The organism is Pedobacter sp. L105, from assembly GCF_009765875.1.
Classification (GTDB): Bacteria; Bacteroidota; Bacteroidia; order Sphingobacteriales; family Sphingobacteriaceae; genus Pedobacter.
Genome location: NZ_LMUP01000014.1, coordinates 192183 through 207567, shown reverse-complemented (window position 1 = coordinate 207567; position 15385 = coordinate 192183). Strand labels below are relative to the sequence as shown.

Genomic DNA, 15385 nt, shown 5'->3' with positions numbered 1-15385 from the left:
CCGTTTATATTGTTATTTTTGTGCAAAATAAGCATTACTTTTTCATATCGATATGGCAAAACAAATAAGTGATTTAAAATTAGGTATTTTAGGTGGCGGACAATTAGGCAGAATGTTAATTCAGGAAGCTATTAACTATAACCTGACTACACTGGTTCTCGATCCTGATGCAGATGCGCCCTGTAAACACATTGCCAATTACTTTGAATGCGGTTCCATTACAGATTACGACACCGTTTATAAATTTGGTAAAAAGGCAGATGTGATCACTATTGAAATTGAAAAGGTGAACATTGAAGCGCTTGATCAGTTGGAGAAAGAAGGTAAAATGGTTTACCCACAAGCCAGGGTGATCAGGCTGATACAGGATAAAGGTATCCAAAAGCAATTCTTCAAAGAAAATGATATTCCTACCTCCCACTTCCAATTGGTGAATACCAAAGAAGATATGCTGCATTCCACCATCCCTTTCCCTTATATGCTGAAACAGCGTAAAGACGGCTACGATGGTAAAGGGGTGATGCGGATCAATGATGCGGAGGATTTGGAGCATGCCTTCGACAGCCATTGCCTGATTGAAGAACTGGTAGATTTTGAAAAGGAGATTGCCGTAATCGTTTCCAGAAACTCAAACGGGGATGTAAAAACCTTCCCCATGGTAGAGATGGAATTTAACGCCGAGGCTAACCTGGTAGAATTTCTGATCTCTCCATCTACTTACCCTGATCATATTCAGGAAAGGGCAGAAACTATCGCTAAAAATATTGCAGCAGCTTTAAACGTAACCGGATTACTGGCTGTTGAAATGTTTATTACCAGGGACGGACAGATACTGGTAAATGAACTGGCGCCAAGGCCACACAATAGCGGTCACCATACGATAGAAGGAAATTACGTATCCCAATTTGATCAGCAGTTACGCTCTATATTTAACCTTCCATTGGGGGATACCCGTGCCATCAGCAATGCAGTAATGATTAATCTGCTGGGTGAAAAAGGACACGACGGAGTGGCCAAATATCAGGGTATGGAAAAAGTGATGGCCATTGATGGGGTATATGTTCATCTATACGGTAAAAAATACACCAAACCGTTCCGAAAAATGGGCCACATCACTATTGTAGACCAGAACCGTGAGGGAGCGATTGAAAAAGCAAATTATATTAAAGAAACACTAAAAGTAATATCTTAATGAGCGTTAAAGTAGGCATAATTATGGGCAGCAAGTCGGATTTAAATATCATGAGCGACGCCGCCAATATTTTAAAAGAATTTGGAGTAGAATTTGAGATGACAGTTGTTTCTGCACACCGCACACCAGAGCGCATGTTCAGCTATGCTAAGGATGCAGCTTCCAGGGGATTAAAGGTGATCATTGCCGGAGCAGGCGGTGCGGCGCATTTACCAGGAATGGTTGCCTCTATCACCGTTTTACCCGTAATTGGTGTACCCGTAAAATCCTCAAATTCTATAGACGGATGGGATTCAATTCTTTCCATCCTGCAAATGCCCAATGGCATTCCGGTAGCTACTGTAGCATTAAATGCAGCTAAAAATGCAGGTTTGCTAGCCGTACAGATACTGTCTACAGCAGACACTGTTTTGGCAGAAAAAATGCAGTCTTATAAAGACCAGCTTAGAAAAACGGTAGAAGAATCTGCTGCAGAAATGGAGAACAGCTAATTTTTGGTGAAGAAAGAATCAGTTAAAGAAAATAGCTAATTTAAGTTAGGATTTTGTGGAAAGTTGCTGATGTGGGCATATTTAGGACCGAGGTGAATGATCACATCCCGCCACAGCTTTTCCTCATCAGCAGAAAATATCATATCTGAATCGTATTGATCTGATACGATCCAGGTATTTGATTTCATTTCTCCTGCCAGTTGTTCCGCGCCCCAGCCCGAATAACCTACAAAGAGTTTCACCTCCGCTTCGGTCACACTTCCCTGCCCAATTAACGCCTTTAGCGATTCAAAGTTCCCTCCCCAGTAAATATCTTTGGCGATTAACCCGCCTCCAGGAATCAGGTCCGGACAGCGGTGTATAAAATGCAACGTATCTGTTGCTACCGGCCCGCCATAATACACCGGAAATTCAGGTCCTCCAACATCATGGATCAGATCTTCCAGAATCATCAGGCTCGGCTGGTTCAATACAAAACCCAGAGTCCCCTCTTCTCCATGATCTGCCAGTAATACAACCGCCCTTTTAAAATTCGGATCATTCATAAATGGCTCAGAAATAAGCAGTTTACCTGCTGCAGGGGTGAGTTGACTTATCATGCTTAAAATTACTGATAATTTTGAAAAAACTAAAACCTATTTTTGTAATATGGAGCTGACCAAAGAGAATATTCAAAATTTAAGACAGGATTACCGCGCTGCTGAACTGGCAGAGCAGGATGTTGACAAAGATCCCATTATACAGTTTGGGAAATGGTTTAAGGATGCCCTTGATGCCAAGTTGTATGAACCTAATGTGATGACGCTGGCTACTGCCGATCTTTCTGGCAGGCCCTCGGCGCGCATTTTATTACTCAAAGGATTTGATGAAAATGGTTTTGTATTTTTCACCAATTATGCCAGTCAGAAAGGCATCCAGCTGGAAGAAAACCCACAGGCTGCAATGGTATTTTTCTGGGCAGAGCTGGAACGTCAGGTACGTATAGAAGGTACCATAACGAGGGTTACGGAAGAAGAATCTACTACTTATTTCCATTCCCGCCCTAAGGGAAGCCAGATCGGTGCTTCGGCTTCGCCGCAAAGTAAAATGATCCCTAACCGTGAGGTATTGGAAGAACGTGTACAGGAGCTTAGCGCAGCTTATGCGGAAAAAGAAGTTCCACGTCCTGAACAATGGGGAGGATACCTGTTGAAAGCCGATCATATCGAATTCTGGCAGGGTCGCCCGAGTCGTTTGCACGACAGGATTACCTATACCAGTGTAAACGGCGTATGGACTATTAACCGCCTTGCCCCTTAATATTTTAACAAACCAAATATGGATAAAATAGCAGTTATCGGCTCTGGCACTATGGGTAATGGCATAACACATACCTTTGCACAGTTCGGATATCAGGTAAACCTGATCGATATCAATCAGGAAGCCTTAAATAAAGGAGTACAAACCATTTCTAAAAACATTGACCGCCAGGTAGCAAAAGGCACAGTGACGGAAGTGGAGAAAACGAATATCTTAGGTCGCATCACTACTTTTACAGATTTAAAGGATGGTGTTTCGGCAGCCGACCTGGTGATTGAAGCAGCGACAGAAAACCTGGAACTTAAATTAAAGATCTTCCGCGAGCTGGATGCCTGCAGTAAACCGGAAGCTATCCTGGCCAGCAACACTTCTTCGATCTCCATCACACAGATTGCAGCGGTAACCGGCAGAGGGGATAAAGTGATCGGGATGCATTTCATGAACCCTGTTCCGGTAATGAAACTGGTAGAGGTGATCCGTGGGTATGCTACTTCGGATGCTACTACTGCGCTGATCATGAACCTTTCTGAGAAACTGGACAAGGTTCCTGTAGAAGTAAATGATTACCCGGGATTTGTGGCCAACCGCATCCTGATGCCGATGATCAACGAAGCCATTTATACCTTATTTGAGGGGGTAGCGGGTGTCCAGGAGATAGACACGGTGATGAAGCTGGGCATGGCCCACCCTATGGGCCCGCTGCAGCTGGCAGATTTTATCGGGCTGGATGTTTGCCTGGCTATACTTAACGTATTACATCAGGGTTTTGGCAATCCAAAATATGCACCCTGTCCTTTATTGGTGAATATGGCCATGGCTGGTAAAAAGGGTGTAAAATCCGGAGAAGGATTTTACGATTATAGCAATGGCGTGAAAGATGCCCGGCCAGCAGCTAAGTTTTTATCTTAACTTTACAACATGAATGAAAACCTCGATCCTTCTTCAGAAAGCCTAAGCCCCATTGAAAGGGATATAGAGAAAGTTTTACGCCCCCAGGCTTTCGAAGATTTTACCGGTCAGGAAAAGATAATGGAGAACCTGAAGATCTTTGTAAAGGCAGCTAAGCAGCGTGGCGAACCTTTAGATCACGTGTTACTTCACGGCCCTCCGGGATTAGGGAAAACTACCCTCTCTTATATTATTGCCAATGAAATGGGTGTTGGCATAAAGGTAACTTCCGGTCCGGTGCTGGATAAGCCAGGCGATCTGGCAGGTTTGCTGACCAACCTGGAAACCGGAGATATCCTCTTTATTGACGAGATCCATCGTTTAAGTCCGCTGGTAGAAGAATATTTGTATTCTGCTATGGAAGACTTTAAAATTGACATTATGCTGGAGAGCGGGCCCAATGCACGTTCTGTACAGATCACTTTAAATCCTTTTACTTTAGTTGGGGCAACAACCCGTTCCGGTTTGCTCACTGCACCTTTGCGTGCCCGTTTTGGAATTAATTCCAGACTGGCCTATTATGACGCTAAACTGCTCACTACCATCGTTCTGCGTTCTTCACAGATCCTGAAAACACCGATCACTGAAGAAGGGGCTTATGAAATTGCCAGGCGAAGCCGCGGTACGCCGCGGATAGCCAATGCATTGCTTAGACGCACGCGCGATTTTGCACAGATCAAGGGCAATGGCACGATTGATACAGCCATTGCGAAGTATGCTCTGACGGCCTTAAATGTAGATGAACATGGTTTGGATGAAATGGACAATAAAATCCTGTCTACCATCATCGATAAATTTAAAGGCGGCCCTGTGGGGTTAAAAACCATTGCTACCGCAGTTGGAGAAGATGAAGGGACAATAGAGGAAGTTTATGAGCCTTTCCTGATACAGGAAGGTTATATGATGCGAACCTCCAGGGGAAGAGAAGTTACTGAAGCTGCCTATAAACACCTGAAAAGATCCTATCAGGCGCAATCGGGTAAATTGTTTTAACAACACAAATGATGCTGATCATTTATGAATTGGAATGAGCAGCATCATTTCGGTAAGGCTATATAAACCTTTGTAATTAAGGTTAGTGAATCAGGTTTTCCTATTTGGCTGGCGAATGTCTAAAGTATATCCAATAAATAATAGCTAAAACTATTACTATAATAGGAATAATCCATTTCATTACTGGTCCGGCTCCTTTATCGTTTTTTTCTTTTACAGCCTGCGGCGAAGGGCCAGGATCATTTTCATGTTTAGCATAGTTGTGCTCTACAGGTTGTGCACTGTTATTTTCGTCTTCGGTAAATCTGGGATCTATGTTATTTTCCATGAGGCTATAATTTGGTTTACCATTGAATAACAAAAGATTACCTAAAAGGTTTTCTGACTAAAGCTTACCTTTGTATCACCCATGTATAATAACACCGACACATATACTCAAATGATCAAAGATGAAGCCCTGCGTTTAGGCTTTATGCAATGCGGTGTGGCGAAAGCAGTTTTTCTGGAAGAGGAGGCTCCGCGACTGGAAAAATGGCTTCGGGATAACCATCACGGGCAAATGGCTTACATGGAAAATCACTTCGATAAAAGACTTGATCCCCGCCTTTTGGTAGAAGATGCGAAATCGGTGATTTCTTTAACGCTCAACTACTTTCCTAAAGAGCAGCAGACAGATCCCAATGCGCCAAAGATCTCTAAATATGCCTATGGTACAGACTATCACCTGGTGATCAAAGATAAATTATTCCAGCTGCTCAGTTTTATTGAGGAAAATATAGGTGCCGTAAGCGGCAGGGCCTTTGTTGATTCGGCACCGGTAATGGACCGTGCCTGGGCAAAACGTGCGGGAATTGGATGGGTAGGCAAAAACAGCAACATCATCAATAAAAAAAGTGGTTCTTTCTTTTTCCTCGCAGAGCTGATTATTGATCTGGAGCTAATTGAAGATGCTCCCTTTGTTACCGATCATTGCGGTACTTGTACACGTTGTATCGACGCCTGTCCTACAGATGCCATCCTCTCTCCTTTTATCATTGACAGCAATAAATGTATCTCCTATCTTACTATTGAGTTAAAAGAAGAAATTCCAAAAAGTTTTGATCAGCAAATGGACAACTGGATGTTTGGCTGTGATATCTGCCAGGATGTATGCCCCTGGAACAGGTTTTCTGTTCCCCACTCGGAACCTGCTTTCCAGCCTAAAGAAAACCTGCTGCAAATGAAACGGGAAGACTGGATGGATATTACCGAGGATGTATTTAAGCAGATCTTTAAAAATTCGGCAGTAAAGCGGACTAAGTTTAAAGGCTTAACCCGCAATATTGATTTCATCAGGTATCTTCCCGATGAAGGTTCTTTTATCTAACATAAATAAAGTATAAACTTTATTACACCTAACCCCGCTATGAAAAAAATATACTTTTTTATATTTTCTCTTCTACTTTATCACCCGGCATCTGTCCATGCCCAGAAGGATAGCATAGCAAAAAAGAACGACTCTGCTCAAACGGTGTTATTCAACAACGGACTTAACCGTGTCAATCAACTATCTGCAGAGAGATTGTCAGACTCCCTGAAACGTGGCGACCTGCAAAGGCAGGTATCCCTGCTGAAGGACAACGACAAATTAAAGAAGAACGAACTTGTCACGGAGCTTAGCATCTTAAAAGAAAGAGATTCAATCCATCTGATACGTCAGCAGCACCAGGTAGATTCCTTAAGGAAATTTGTAAAGGGTTTTCCTGTTGTCTTTGCCCAGGATACCTTGTTTTATATTTATACAAAGCAAGGTAGTTTCACGGCTGCTGAACGTGCTGAAGCCGTGAGCAACAGGATATCTAAAATAAGTCAGGATCTCAGCTTTAAAACAGACTCTTTAAAACAGCTGGCTGCGGAACAAACCACAGACCTTTATTTTAAAAATATACTACTAATTTCTCTGAGCGAGCAGGATGCGCTATGGGCAAGTACCGATAAGGAGAAACTTGCCGCCAACATCAAACAATTGATTGGAAAACACATCATTAAACATCAGCAGGAAACCAGCTGGGAGGTATTATTAAAGGAGGTATTACTAACCATGCTAGTTATTGGGATCGTAATTTCCATGATCATATTCATCAATAAGCTCTTCAAATGGTTTTCCACTAAGATTCACTCAAATGACAGTGCATTTAAACAAGGAATACAAATTAAAAACTATGAGCTTTTAAATGCTGAAAGTCAACTGAGGCTGATTGGCATCATCATTAACTTTTTTAGATGGGCAATCATCATTTTGATAGTCTACCTCGCACTCCCGGTATTATTTGGGATTTTTCCTTTTACAAAAGATCTTTCGGTTAGTCTGTTAAATTATACTTTAAGTCCCGTGAAAAAGATCGGACTTGCCATTTGGAATTACGTACCTAATATGATCACTATCCTGGTGTTAGTCATCGTGTTTCGGTATGTATTGCGATTTTTCAGGTTTGTAAAAATAGAGATAGAAAAAGGGAAGCTTACTGTTCCCGGTTTTTACAAAGACTGGGCAAATCCCACCTATCAGATAATCAGGGTATTGGTAATGGCTTTTATGCTCATTGTAATTTTTCCTTACTTACCGGGATCCGATTCTGGAGTGTTTAAAGGGGTATCTGTATTTATGGGTGTGCTGTTTACCTTTGGATCCGCAGGTGCCTTGGGAAATATAGTAGCGGGACTGGTCTTAACGTACATGCGGGCTTTTACAATTGGCGACCGCGTTAAAATTGGAGAAGTGACAGGTGATATCATAGAAAAAACTTTGTTGGTTACCCGTATCCGCACTATACAAAATGAAGTAGTTTCCATTCCCAATTCAACAGTCATGGGAAACCACACCATCAACTATAGCGTTGAAGCAAACGGCCAGGGATTAATTGTACATACTACAGTTACTATAGGTTATGATGTGCCCTGGAGACAGGTGCATCAATTGCTCATTGCTGCCGCATCTGAAACTGAAATGATCGATCAAAAATCAACACCTTATGTGCTGCAGACGAGTCTTGACGATTATTATGTAAGTTATCGGATCAATGCTTTTACAAAAATGCCTAACAAACAAGCGCTGATCTATTCCAGCCTTCACGCGAAAATCCAGGATCACTTTAATGAGGCAGGAGTAGAAATTATGTCACCTCATTACAAGGCAATCAGAGATGGAAATGCAACGACCGTTCCACCTTCCTATTTGCCAGACAACTACAGCCCTCCCGTCTTTCGTACACAACAAAAGAAAGCAGAGTAACGTTTCTCCAGGGTTACATAGAAATAAAAAAAGCACGCAGATAGAATCTAACTGCATGCTTTTTAATGGAAAGAATTAAGGACTATTTTACATTAAAAAAATTATTAAAGTCGTTTTTATCCGGCACATAAGTGCTGCCTACAACCACCCTCTTTAACTGTTTACTGGTTTTTAGCGGAAGAACGATCTCCCGATCGCCTTTCTCCCAAACCCCAATATTATTGTGCATTTTTTCTGTAGAACCATCAGCATAGCTCAGGGTAAGATCAACAGGTAATGGTTTCTGGCTTCTGTTTTCAACTTTAATGGTATATCCATCAGCCGTTTTAGTCACGCCGAGAATCCCCAGGTCGGTCTCCCCTTCCCCAAAAAACCAGCGTTTCCAAAACCAATTCATATTTTTTCCTGCACCTTCATTCATGCTGTTAAAGAAGTCAAAAGGTGTAGGATGTTTGCCATGCCATTGTTCGATGTAATGATGAAGTGCTTTTGTAAACAATTCATCACCCAGGTAGTCCCGGATAAACAAATAACCTAAACCTGGTTTTGGATAAGAGTTCGTAAAAGAACCTGCCCCTTTAAGATCTGGCGTAAGTGTCATGATCGGGGTATCGTTTTTAGTACCCGAAGAAGCAGCGGTTGCAGATACACCATACTCATCAACCATAGAAGGTTCAATCATAGGTGAGATCAGCCATTCGCCAATCGTTGCCCAGCCTTCATCCATCCAGCCATATTTGGTTTCATTGATGCCCATGTAAAAAGGGAACATAGTATGAAAGATCTCATGGTCTGTCAGCGTAATTGCGTCTTCCCTTTTACCAACGGGATTATCGTTTACCATCATTGGATATTCCATCTGGTCTAAACCGTCAAAAACAGTTTCATGATCATAAGGGAAAGGCCATTTAGGAAATTTGTAACTCATCGCTTCTACAGATTTCCTGGCAAAGTCGATCACTTCAAAATAATCTTTATGAATTGGATTAAAAGCAGCATCTACACGGGTTCTTCTGCCATCCTTAGGATCTACCACCAGACTACTTGATTTCCATAAATAGTGGTTACTGTTGGCAAATACAAAATCAGTGACATTGTTTGCTTCAAATTTCCAGGTGTTAAAATCTTTACCCTTAGTGACAGCATTATTCTTCAGGTCATCTGCAGTAATTATATTGACCACACTGTCTTCCTTTCCTGCCAGACTGATTCTGTCTGCAACCTGCCTGGTAAAAACAGTAGAAGCATTGGTCAGATCTCCGGTAGCCCAGATCACGTAATCTTTAGGAATAGTAATTGCGGCCTTAAAATTGCAAAAATCATTATAAAATTCAGCATCTCCCATGTAGGGGTACTTATTCCAGCCGTCAACATCGTCATATACTGCTATCCGGGGGAAAAAATAAGCTACAAAATCGGAACCTTCATCTACCTCACCTGTTCTGGTATGCGAACCCTTATTCAGTATGTATTGATAAGAGATTTTTAATTTCATACTTGCACCAGGCGCTAAAGAATTGATAGCGGTATGCATATTGGTTCCTTCAGTTTGCATCGCTGCAGCAGGAACCGTTTTCCCGTTGATATCCATAGAATGGATTTGAACACCTTCCCCTAAATCACGGTCGGCAATTTTTGAAGCACGCGGGATACCAGTTTTAAACAGATTAGGATACAGCTTAAACCAGATCTCCTTCAATGTATCCGGACTCAGATTTTTATAAATGATCTCTTCCTCCCCTTTTAACAACCTGGAAGCAGGATCAAAATCTACTTTCAAATCATAATCCGCTGTGTTCTGCCAGTATTTAGGCCCCGGTTTTCCATCCATTGCCCTTGTTCCATGATGATATGCACGCTGGATTTCAGCAGTTAAAGGCAATGTTTGCTGTGCAGAAACAGTCAGCCCCAACATACTGAATAGGCTGATTAAAGTGAGTTTATTCATTAACAGGAATTATTTGCCAAATTTCATTTTCAGCTGTTCCAGCATATCATTGGTTACATCTACTGCAGGTTTTTCTTTTTTAGGCGGTTGTTGCTGAAAAGATTTTCTAGGTTGTCCGGGGTTTTGATCTGGTCTGGCTGGGTTAGCTGGTTTTGAAGCAGCAGGAACTGTATTGGCCGGTTTTGCATCAGGAGCTGTATTTACCGGTCTTGCTGGTTCAGCAGAACGCGGGGCGGCAGCTACTTTAGCTGCCCTGTTCTGATCCTTTTTCTTGTTCCATCTGATCCAGATTTCTTCCAGTTTCTTTTTGGTATACAAAGGAAAATCACCCTGTTTCATCCAGGCATAATAGCTTGGTTCGTTATCAAAGACATGTTCAACAGTTTTGTTCTTATGTTTTCCAAAGTTAAATACTTCTTCTCCATCCTCATTAAACACCATTCTGCCAGCAAAGTCAACAGGCTTGTTCATGTTCGTAAATGCATGTAATGCATCGATGTCATTTTTAACCGGCTGACTGATATTGCCTTGTTTATCTTCAAAATCTGAATTTTCATATCTTTCTAGCTGTGCCAGTAATACATGATAGGTTGCGGTAATATCAGCTTCAGCAGAGTGTGCATTGATAATATCTTTATCGCAATAGAACTTATAAGCGGCACGTAAAGTACGCTGTTCCATTTGATGAAATATATTTTGTACATCTACAAACTTTCTGTCCGTCATATCGAAGTCTACACCTGCACGCAGGAATTCTTCCAATAATACAGGAATATCAAAACGGTTGGAATTGTATCCGGCAAGATCTGCATCGCCAATAAATTCGGCTACTTCAGCCGCTACTTCCTTAAACTTTGGTGAATCGGCAATGTGCTCATCATAGATTCCGTGAATCAGGGAAGATTGCAATGGAATAGCCATTTCAGGATGGATACGCAAGGTTTTGATCAGCTCGGATCCATCTGGCATAGCTTTTAAGATCGCAATTTCAACAATACGATCAGCACCAACATTTACGCCGGTAGTTTCCAGATCAAAAAAAGCAAGAGGGCGGATTAAATTTAATTTCATCAGTATTTTATAATTTTTTTATTAAATGGCTCTTAAGGGAGCTTACACTATATCATTTACAAGGAAAAAGAAACAATTCTCAATTAACTAAGAAAAATAATCCCCAGTCCTATACCTATTATCATTATAAGATACATCAATATTTCTGTTGTAGCGAATTTTTTATATTTCGTCCAGAAAGAGACATCATTTTTCGGTTCCATATCTATTTTTTTAATCTCTTACCGGCCCGGCTTTAATCAGCGCATGCTGAAAGGCAGGCAGGTTTAAGTCGTCAACAATTACGCCACGTGTGATAGAAGCATGAACAAAAAAACCATGGTTCAGGTAAACACCCACGTGATCGATATCCCTACCCCCGAAAGAAAAGAAAACGAGATCACCTTCTTTGAGCTTTGACGGGTCTTTTTCTTCGATTACTTCTGCCTGATCTTTCGATCTTCTGGGTATATCCAGCCCATAAATTTCCTTATTCAAAAGTAAAGCAAATCCAGAACAATCTATGCCACTTTTGTCCATTCCTCCCAATTTGTACTTTACTCCCGTCCAGTTGGTTATAAATCTATACAAAGCTTTACTATTCAAATCGGCCATCGCATCTGCTGCCCGCGCCGCTTTTGTATCTGTATGGACCAGTTTTTTCCTGCTGCTGCAGGAAGAAAAAGAAACCACCGCAGCCAGTAAAATTACCATAGGAAGAGAGCGGAGGCTGCAAAGGCTGTTTCTGTTCATCTTAATTTTTGATTAACCGCTGTATTTCATCCAGTTTCAGCAGGGCTTCAACCGGTGTAAGCACATTAACATCGAGGTTATTTAACATATCCCTGATCTGTACCAGTACAGGGTCTTCAACGGAAAACATATGTAACTGGTATGCCTGGTTCTGTACTTTTTTAATACTATCCTTAATACTTTGTCCTTCAGTCCTATCGATCTCCAGTTTTTTTAAGATCTCATTGGCGCGGCTGATCAGTTTTGGAGGCATTCCCGCCATTTTAGCTACGTGAATACCAAAACTATGTTCGCTGCCACCCGGAACCAGTTTACGTAAGAAGATCACTTTGTTGGCCATCTCTTTAACAGAAACATTAAAATTCTTGATCCTGCCCATGGTATTAGCAAGTTCATTCAGCTCGTGGTAATGCGTGGCAAATAGTGTTTTTGGCTTTGCTGCGGGATGGGTATGGAGAAATTCTGCAATTGCCCAGGCAATAGAAATACCATCATAAGTACTTGTTCCACGCCCGATCTCGTCCAGCAAGATTAAACTCCTGTCGGATATATTATTCAGGATACTGGCCGTCTCATTCATTTCCACCATAAAAGTACTTTCTCCTGAAGACAGGTTATCTGAAGCACCTACACGGGTAAATATCTTGTCTACAATTCCGAAAGACGCGGCTTTAGCAGGTACAAACGAACCCATCTGTCCCATCAGGACAATTAAACCGGTTTGCCGTAAAATGGCCGACTTACCAGACATATTGGGACCGGTGATGATGATGATCTGCTGGCTGTCATTGTCCAGGAAAACATCATTGGTAATATATTCCTCTCCCGGCGGCAACCGTTTTTCAATTACAGGATGCCTTCCGCCTTTAATATCCAATAGTTTGGTATTGTCCAGTATAGGTTTCACATAGTGGTTAGTTATAGCCAGCTGTGCAAAACAAAGCAATACATCCAACTGTGCTATCAGAAATGCATTTTTCTGGATCGGCCTGATATATGCCGCCACCTGCTGCATCAAAGACTCATACAAACGTACTTCTATCAGCTGTATTTTATCTTCTGCGCCCAGGATCTGCTCTTCATATTCCTTCAGCTCTGGGGTAATATATCTTTCAGCATTTACCAGTGTTTGCTTGCGGCTCCATTCTGGCGGTACTTTATCTTTATGGGTATGCGTAACTTCTAAATAATAGCCAAAAACATTATTAAAGGAAATTTTCAACGAAGGTATGCCAGTTTTAGCCGCTTCACGTTTTTGGATCTCTACCAGGAAATCTTTCCCGCCTGTAGAGATGGCCCGCAGCTTGTCCAGTTCTTCATTGACCCCATTGGCTATCACATTTCCTTTGGCCAGTACAGCCGGAGGATCTTGCTGCAGCTCTGTTTCCAGCAGTTCACGAATACTGAGGCAGGGATCCAGCTGGTCGGCCAGCTGGGTTAGATAAGGATTATTGGTTTTTAAAGCGATCTCTTTGACTGATTCAATATGGTATAACGATTTCTTCAGCTGGCATAGTTCCCTGGGGCCGCATTTCTGTAAGCCTACTTTAGAGATCAGCCTTTCCAAATCGCCTATCTGTTTAATGTGTGTAAGGAATTCTGCCAGCAGTTCTTCGTGGCCAACCATAAACTCTACGGTACCCAAACGCTCCTGAATAGGCTTCAGTTCCTTTAACGGCATGACAATCCATTTATGGAGCATCCTTGCCCCCATGGGTGTAGAAGTTTGGTCGAGCACATTGAAAAGCGTGGTCGCATTTTCATTGGCAGAATTTACCAGTTCCAGGTTGCGGACCGTAAAACGGTCAAGCCACATGTAATTGTCTTCTTCCAACCTCGAAATGGAGGTGATATGTTTTAAATTACGGTGTTCTGTTTCGTTCAGGTAATACAGCACCACACCTGCGGCTATAATACCGGACTGCAATTTATCCACTCCAAAACCTTTGAGGGAATTTACTTCAAAATGTTTGTTTAAAATCTCATTGGCGTAATCTGTGGTAAAAGCCCAATCGTCTATTGGAAAAGTATAAAACTTATCCCCAAACAATTCCAGTAATTCTTTACGTTTACTTTTTTGAAAAACAACCTCTGTAGGTTTAAAGCCTTGTAAAAGCTTATCTATATATTCTGCATTACCTTGTGCCACATGGAATTCACCAGTAGAAATATCTACAAAAGACACCCCTAACTGGTTCTTATCAAAGAAAATGGCTCCCAGATAATTATTGGATTTCTGGCTTAGAATATTGTCGCTGTGGGCTACACCGGGAGTAACCAGTTCAGTAACACCACGTTTAACCAGTGTTTTAGTGCTTTTAGGATCTTCAAGCTGGTCGCAGATCGCTACACGCTGGCCTGCGCGCACCAATTTGGACAAATGGTTATCCAGTGAATGATGCGGAAAACCGGCAAGTTCAATATCCCCGGCAGGTCCATGGCCCCTGCTGGTTAAAACAATGCCCAGTATCTGGGAAGTTTTGATGGCATCCTCGCCAAAAGTTTCATAAAAATCACCTACCCTGAATAATAATAACGCACCAGGGTATTTCGCCTTGATGGTATTAAACTGCTGCATTAATGGTGATTCCTTCGTCTTATCTTTAGCCAAAATATATGTTACGTTACAAAAATGTAAATATACTATCTAAGGATTAGCTTTAGGCTTTTTTTTGAAAAATAGACGGTAAACCAGGCTACCGGGATGAATTATAACTGTTCTATATACGACAGGAACAACGCCAATGCCTCACGTTTTTTATCCGTCAGTTCAAAATCCAGCTTGTTCATCAGGTAATCCTCCAAATCAAACAAGGGATTTGGCGCCAAGGTTTTTAACACTTCCGCACGTTCTGCTAAACCCATTTTCAGCGCTGCATTAAAATCTTTTATAAAAGCTTCAGGCAGTTCCTTATTGGCTACCCACGCCGCATAAACAAAAGGAAGCCCGGTGAAATTCATCCACTCCTCTCCCATATCATATACAAAAGCATAATCCCCTTTTTTTCCAAATGTTCTGTCGCCAATCAATACAATTGCATCAGTAAGGGCTTCCGGGTCTGTGGTATAAGTTACTTCCTGTTTAAAGTGAAATTTAAGTAACACCTTTGCCAGATTATTGGAAGTTCTGGAATGACTATCCAGTTTAAGCGTTTTGATCTGCTCTGCAGGTACATTACTAAAAATGAACACAGAATTTACCGCACCAATGGAACCTATACAGTAGTCGGCAATGATATTTGCATTGGGTACATGCGGAATAGCTGCAACGGGGATCAAGCCCAGGTCGACAGTTCCATCTATCACCTTTCCTGCACAATCTGAAGGAATATCTAAACTTAAATCTATTTGATCTATTACTGTGGAATGTTCGATGCCGTAAATAAATGCTTTGGTATTCGTATAAGCTACAGCAGAAATCTTAATCTTATTCAAGGGGA

Annotated in this window: 14 protein-coding genes; 7 read left to right on the top strand and 7 right to left on the bottom strand. The window is 41.7% G+C overall.

The window, feature by feature from the left end:
• The first annotated feature begins 52 nt into the window (after window positions 1–52).
• Together GSQ84_RS23955 and purE are read left to right on the top strand one after the other, a co-directional pair.
• Window positions 53–1192, top strand: a complete 1140-nt coding sequence (locus GSQ84_RS23955) for a 5-(carboxyamino)imidazole ribonucleotide synthase (protein ID WP_158799908.1) — start codon at window positions 53–55, stop codon at window positions 1190–1192.
• A complete protein-coding gene (gene purE, locus GSQ84_RS23950) occupies window positions 1192–1683 on the top strand; it encodes a 5-(carboxyamino)imidazole ribonucleotide mutase (RefSeq protein WP_158799907.1) in 492 nt (163 codons plus the stop codon). Before GSQ84_RS23955 ends, purE begins: the two co-directional genes overlap by 1 nt.
• A 35-nt stretch (window positions 1684–1718) precedes the next feature.
• Here the strand turns inward: purE and GSQ84_RS23945 are convergent, their stop codons facing one another.
• Window positions 1719–2282 (bottom strand): YqgE/AlgH family protein, encoded by a 564-nt coding sequence (locus tag GSQ84_RS23945; RefSeq protein WP_158799906.1) that lies wholly within the window; start codon window positions 2280–2282, stop codon window positions 1719–1721.
• Between the two features lie 49 nt (window positions 2283–2331).
• On the opposite strand from GSQ84_RS23945, the gene pdxH reads away from it, so the two are divergent.
• From pdxH to ruvB, 3 genes are read left to right on the top strand one after another with little or no spacing between them, the layout of a single operon-like run.
• On the top strand, window positions 2332–2982 hold the full coding sequence (gene pdxH / locus GSQ84_RS23940; protein WP_158800382.1) for a pyridoxamine 5'-phosphate oxidase: 651 nt from the start codon (window positions 2332–2334) through the stop codon (window positions 2980–2982).
• Window positions 2983–3000: 18 nt separating this feature from the next.
• The gene (locus GSQ84_RS23935) at window positions 3001–3891 is read left to right on the top strand and encodes a 3-hydroxybutyryl-CoA dehydrogenase (RefSeq protein ID WP_158799905.1); all 891 of its coding nucleotides are present in this window, start codon (window positions 3001–3003) and stop codon (window positions 3889–3891) included.
• 9 nt (window positions 3892–3900) lie between these two features.
• Entirely contained in the window at window positions 3901–4923 is a 1023-nt protein-coding gene (gene ruvB, locus GSQ84_RS23930) for a Holliday junction branch migration DNA helicase RuvB (protein ID WP_158799904.1), read from the top strand.
• Between the two features lie 100 nt (window positions 4924–5023).
• On the opposite strand, the gene GSQ84_RS23925 is transcribed toward ruvB, so the two are convergent.
• A complete protein-coding gene (locus tag GSQ84_RS23925; RefSeq protein WP_158799903.1) occupies window positions 5024–5251 on the bottom strand; it encodes a hypothetical protein in 228 nt (75 codons plus the stop codon).
• Window positions 5252–5332: 81 nt separating this feature from the next.
• Between GSQ84_RS23925 and queG the strand changes: the two genes are divergently transcribed.
• Together queG and GSQ84_RS23915 are read left to right on the top strand one after the other, a co-directional pair.
• Complete coding sequence (queG, locus tag GSQ84_RS23920; RefSeq protein ID WP_158799902.1) at window positions 5333–6289, top strand: tRNA epoxyqueuosine(34) reductase QueG; 957 nt, start codon at window positions 5333–5335, stop codon at window positions 6287–6289.
• Window positions 6290–6328: 39 nt separating this feature from the next.
• Window positions 6329–8194: a mechanosensitive ion channel family protein gene (locus tag GSQ84_RS23915; protein ID WP_158799901.1), complete on the top strand. Its 1866-nt coding sequence runs from the start codon at window positions 6329–6331 to the stop codon at window positions 8192–8194.
• Window positions 8195–8276: 82 nt separating this feature from the next.
• Here GSQ84_RS23915 and GSQ84_RS23910 read toward each other — a convergent pair whose 3' ends face one another.
• The 5 genes from GSQ84_RS23910 to GSQ84_RS23890 form a co-directional block, all read right to left on the bottom strand.
• Window positions 8277–10142: a M1 family metallopeptidase gene (locus GSQ84_RS23910; RefSeq protein ID WP_254070964.1), complete on the bottom strand. Its 1866-nt coding sequence runs from the start codon at window positions 10140–10142 to the stop codon at window positions 8277–8279.
• 9 nt (window positions 10143–10151) lie between these two features.
• Complete coding sequence (locus tag GSQ84_RS23905) at window positions 10152–11213, bottom strand: 3'-5' exonuclease (protein ID WP_158799900.1); 1062 nt, start codon at window positions 11211–11213, stop codon at window positions 10152–10154.
• 213 nt (window positions 11214–11426) lie between these two features.
• Complete coding sequence (locus GSQ84_RS23900) at window positions 11427–11945, bottom strand: C40 family peptidase (protein ID WP_158799899.1); 519 nt, start codon at window positions 11943–11945, stop codon at window positions 11427–11429.
• Window position 11946: 1 nt separating this feature from the next.
• The gene (mutS, locus tag GSQ84_RS23895; RefSeq protein ID WP_158799898.1) at window positions 11947–14556 is read right to left on the bottom strand and encodes a DNA mismatch repair protein MutS; all 2610 of its coding nucleotides are present in this window, start codon (window positions 14554–14556) and stop codon (window positions 11947–11949) included.
• A gap of 98 nt (window positions 14557–14654) precedes the next feature.
• The gene (locus GSQ84_RS23890) at window positions 14655–15380 is read right to left on the bottom strand and encodes a menaquinone biosynthetic enzyme MqnA/MqnD family protein (protein WP_158799897.1); all 726 of its coding nucleotides are present in this window, start codon (window positions 15378–15380) and stop codon (window positions 14655–14657) included.
• Window positions 15381–15385: the final 5 nt, after the last annotated feature.

Coding starts and splice junctions, on each gene's coding strand:
- GSQ84_RS23955 (WP_158799908.1), top strand. CDS start 53: ATGGCAAAACAAATAAGTGATTTAAAATTAGGTATTTTAGGTGGCGGA.
- purE (WP_158799907.1), top strand. CDS start 1,192: ATGAGCGTTAAAGTAGGCATAATTATGGGCAGCAAGTCGGATTTAAAT.
- GSQ84_RS23945 (WP_158799906.1), bottom strand. CDS start 2,282: ATGATAAGTCAACTCACCCCTGCAGCAGGTAAACTGCTTATTTCTGAG.
- pdxH (WP_158800382.1), top strand. CDS start 2,332: ATGGAGCTGACCAAAGAGAATATTCAAAATTTAAGACAGGATTACCGC.
- GSQ84_RS23935 (WP_158799905.1), top strand. CDS start 3,001: ATGGATAAAATAGCAGTTATCGGCTCTGGCACTATGGGTAATGGCATA.
- ruvB (WP_158799904.1), top strand. CDS start 3,901: ATGAATGAAAACCTCGATCCTTCTTCAGAAAGCCTAAGCCCCATTGAA.
- GSQ84_RS23925 (WP_158799903.1), bottom strand. CDS start 5,251: ATGGAAAATAACATAGATCCCAGATTTACCGAAGACGAAAATAACAGT.
- queG (WP_158799902.1), top strand. CDS start 5,333: ATGTATAATAACACCGACACATATACTCAAATGATCAAAGATGAAGCC.
- GSQ84_RS23915 (WP_158799901.1), top strand. CDS start 6,329: ATGAAAAAAATATACTTTTTTATATTTTCTCTTCTACTTTATCACCCG.
- GSQ84_RS23910 (WP_254070964.1), bottom strand. CDS start 10,142: ATGAATAAACTCACTTTAATCAGCCTATTCAGTATGTTGGGGCTGACT.
- GSQ84_RS23905 (WP_158799900.1), bottom strand. CDS start 11,213: ATGAAATTAAATTTAATCCGCCCTCTTGCTTTTTTTGATCTGGAAACT.
- GSQ84_RS23900 (WP_158799899.1), bottom strand. CDS start 11,945: ATGAACAGAAACAGCCTTTGCAGCCTCCGCTCTCTTCCTATGGTAATT.